Consider the following 2,322-nt stretch of genomic DNA (forward strand, 5'->3'; position numbering starts at 1 on the left):
GGAAACATCCCACTATGAGCGCCGAAGCAAATCATGACGCAGCGAGCGAAGCGAATCACGACGCAGAGAATCTCGACGAGGTGGTCTCGGCAACCCCCGCTGCCGTTCGAGTGGTGAAGGGCAATCCGAGCGACGAGGAACTCGCCGCACTGGTGACCGTTCTGACCGCTGCTCAGAGCGGATCGCAGTCGACGGGCGATTCCCGGCCCCGTGAGCTGTGGGGTTCACCGGAGTTGCTGCATCGCCGCTTCACACCTCAGTCGGCGTATTCGTATGCCGCGTCGGGCCGCTACCCACGGTGACGGTGCAGTCCTTCGACGCTGTGCCTGGCGCTGTTCGTCTGGTCCTGGCGTCGGCGTCGCCTGCGCGCCTGTCGGTGCTGCGCGGTGCCGGGGTGGAGCCGATCGTCCGGGTGTCGGGTGTCGACGAGGATGCGTTGACCGCAGCGCTGGGGCCGTCGGTGACTTCGGAAACGGTGGTCACGGAACTCGCCCGGGCCAAGGCTGCGGCGGTGGCCGAGACGTTCGCCGATTCGACCGACGATCTGGTGATCGTCGGTTGCGATTCGATGTTGGCCATCGGCGGGGAGCTGCACGGAAAGCCACACTCGGTCGAGGTGGCGCGCGAGCGATGGCAGTCCATGGCGGGCAACAGCGGCGAATTGCTGACCGGCCACGCTGTGCTCCGGGTGACCGACGGCGTGGTCGTCGCGCAGGCTGCAGCGCACAGCACGACCGTCGTGCATTTCGCGACGCCGTCCTCGGTGGACCTCGAGGCCTACCTCGACTCCGGTGAACCGCTGTCGGTGGCGGGGGCGTTCACGCTGGACGGTCTCGGCGGCTGGTTCGTCGACCGCATCGAGGGCGATCCGTCCTCGGTGATCGGGATAGGCCTACCGCTGATGCGGACCCTGCTCACTCGTGTGGGTACGTCTCTTGCCGCTCTGTGGGACGGAACCGCGTCCTGATCGTTTCGGCTCCGCCGGCCGCTGGGCCATCGGAGCCGATTCCTACCGTCAGGGCAGCACGTCGATCAGTTCGCGAGCCCACTCCTCGGCCATTGTCTTCGGCTTGATGTTCGACGAGCTGTCGTGCCGAGCGTGGGTGCCTACCTGCTTGCCGCCGAGTTCGGTGAGCTTCTCGGCCATGATCTCGCCGCCGCGGTTGAACGTGTCCTCGTACACCCGGTCGCCCAGACCGAACACCGCGAACTGCAGTCCGGCGAGGTCCGGCGCGTCCTCGACGAGTGCTTCGTAGAAGGGTTCTGCCCCGGTGGGGAGCTCTCCGTCTCCGTAGGTGGAGCAGATGACCACGTGGAAGTCGTCGGTGTCGATGTCGGACACCTCGTACTCGAGCATGTCGCGTACCTCGGCGTCATGATCGCTGAGCACGTCCGCAATCTTGTCGGCGACCTCCTCGGCCGTACCGGTCTCGGACCCGAACAACACGACCACTGCCATGGATCGCTCCCCTTTCTCACACCTGCCCGAACACTCGAACAGTCGGAAAGCATAGCCTCACCGGCGATCCGGTCGAAAATCCGTCCTCGCATCCAGTTGTGACTTGTCTCGAGGTCACCAGAATTCGGGCGTCAGGCCCCATCGATCGAACTCCGCCTCGACCAGCCCTCTCAGGTGTTCCTTGCTGGGAAAGCTGTCCGGATCGAGCCCGGTGACGCACAGGGTCGCGCGTTCTCCCGATTCGTTCCACCAGGCACTGACGCCACCGCCGGTGCGGCGCAGCAAGGCCACGTCGGTGTTCTGCGTGATCGACCTCATCGCCACCGCGGTGGCGTCGACACCACCGATGGAGCGCAGTGCAACACCTCTGGCACCGAGATTCGAGCACAAGCACAGCGGAGCCGAGCCCGACGCGGCGAGTTTGGCGACGATCGCGTCGGGCAGCAACTGCATCAGCGGTTTGAGGAGCTCGAACGTCGTCGTGACCGTGCGATCGGCCTGAGTTCTGAATGCCTGCTTGCTCGACGCTCGAATCGCTCCGAGATCGTCGAGGTACGCCGCTCCCGGTTCGACGTGGATCGAGACACCGGATGTCGCGTTGGCGCGCCGATCTCCCGCGGTCCTGGTACTGACCGGGAGGGCGACGCGTACCCGGTCCTCCGTGGATACTCGGCCGCTCCCGGTCAGGATGCCGAGCACCACCGCGACCAGCAGACTGTTGGAACTGCCGCCTTTGCTCGCCGCGGCGGCAGACCACTGCGCGGACAGGCAATCGACGACGACGGTGCTCGGCGTCCACGCACCCTCCGCAGGTGCGACGATCACACGTGGACGGTCCGCAGCGGTACCCGGTTTCCGTCCGG

3 protein-coding genes and 1 pseudogene are annotated in these 2,322 nt (G+C 66.0%); 2 read left to right on the forward strand and 2 right to left on the reverse strand.

Annotation, left to right across the window (positions count from 1 at the left end; genetic code table 11):
- Together RHBS_RS27025 and RHBS_RS27030 are read left to right on the forward strand one after the other, a co-directional pair.
- On the forward strand, nucleotides 1-302 hold a 302-nt coding region (locus RHBS_RS27025), incomplete at its 5' end, for an acyl-CoA carboxylase subunit epsilon (RefSeq protein WP_306303577.1).
- Nucleotides 303-304: 2 nt separating this feature from the next.
- Nucleotides 305-967 (forward strand): nucleoside triphosphate pyrophosphatase, encoded by a 663-nt coding sequence (locus RHBS_RS27030; RefSeq protein ID WP_237669820.1) that lies wholly within the window; start codon nucleotides 305-307, stop codon nucleotides 965-967.
- A 48-nt stretch (nucleotides 968-1,015) separates the two neighbouring features.
- Here RHBS_RS27030 and RHBS_RS27035 read toward each other — a convergent pair whose 3' ends face one another.
- Nucleotides 1,016-1,459, reverse strand: coding sequence for a flavodoxin domain-containing protein (locus tag RHBS_RS27035; protein WP_128646877.1), 444 nt, complete (start codon nucleotides 1,457-1,459; stop codon nucleotides 1,016-1,018).
- Between the two features lie 114 nt (nucleotides 1,460-1,573).
- Nucleotides 1,574-2,322, reverse strand: a pseudogene (locus tag RHBS_RS27040) (hypothetical protein); the annotation flags it as partial.

Source organism: Rhodococcus sp. BS-15 (genome assembly GCF_000813105.1).
Classification (GTDB): Bacteria; Actinomycetota; Actinomycetes; order Mycobacteriales; family Mycobacteriaceae; genus Rhodococcoides.

Coding starts and splice junctions, on each gene's coding strand:
- RHBS_RS27035 (WP_128646877.1), bottom strand. CDS start 1,459: ATGGCAGTGGTCGTGTTGTTCGGGTCCGAGACCGGTACGGCCGAGGAG.